Origin of the sequence: Scopulibacillus cellulosilyticus (assembly GCF_042665295.1) — a bacterium.
In the GTDB taxonomy this organism is placed as follows: Bacteria; Bacillota; Bacilli; order Bacillales; family Sporolactobacillaceae; genus Scopulibacillus_A; species Scopulibacillus_A cellulosilyticus.
The window spans coordinates 1-598 of sequence record NZ_JBHTCO010000021.1 but is presented as its reverse complement, the minus strand read 5'-3'; the positions used below and the strand labels follow the sequence as shown (position 1 = coordinate 598).

The following is a 598-nucleotide window of genomic DNA, read 5'->3' as shown; positions in this document are numbered from 1 at the left end:
CGCCTCCTAAAAAGTAACGGAGGCGCCCAAAGGTTCCCTCAGAATGGTTGGAAATCATTCGCAGAGTGCAAAGGCATAAGGGAGCTTGACTGCGAGACCTACAAGTCGAGCAGGGACGAAAGTCGGGCTTAGTGATCCGGTGGCGCCGCATGGAAGGGCCATCGCTCAACGGATAAAAGCTACCCTGGGGATAACAGGCTTATCTCCCCCAAGAGTCCACATCGACGGGGAGGTTTGGCACCTCGATGTCGGCTTATCGCATCCTGGGGCTGAAGTTGGTCCCAAGGGTTGGGCTGTTCGCCCATTAAAGCGGTACACGAGCTGGGTTCAGAACGTCGTGAGACAGTTCGGTCCCTATCCGTCGTGGGCGCAGGAAATTTGAGAGGAGCTGTCCTTAGTACGAGAGGACCGGGATGGACACACCGCTGGTGTACCAGTTGTTCCGCCAGGAGCACCGCTGGGTAGCTACGTGTGGCCGGGATAAGTGCTGAAAGCATCTAAGCATGAAGCCCCCCTCAAGATGAGATTTCCCATGATGTTAAATCAGTAAGACCCCTTATAGATGATGAGGTTGATAGGTCTGAGGTGGAAGCGTGGT

Annotated in this window: 1 rRNA gene; it reads left to right on the top strand. The window is 54.8% G+C overall.

Features of this window, described 5'->3' with window-relative positions:
* Window positions 1–598, top strand: a 23S ribosomal RNA gene (locus ACFQRG_RS16430); the annotation flags it as partial.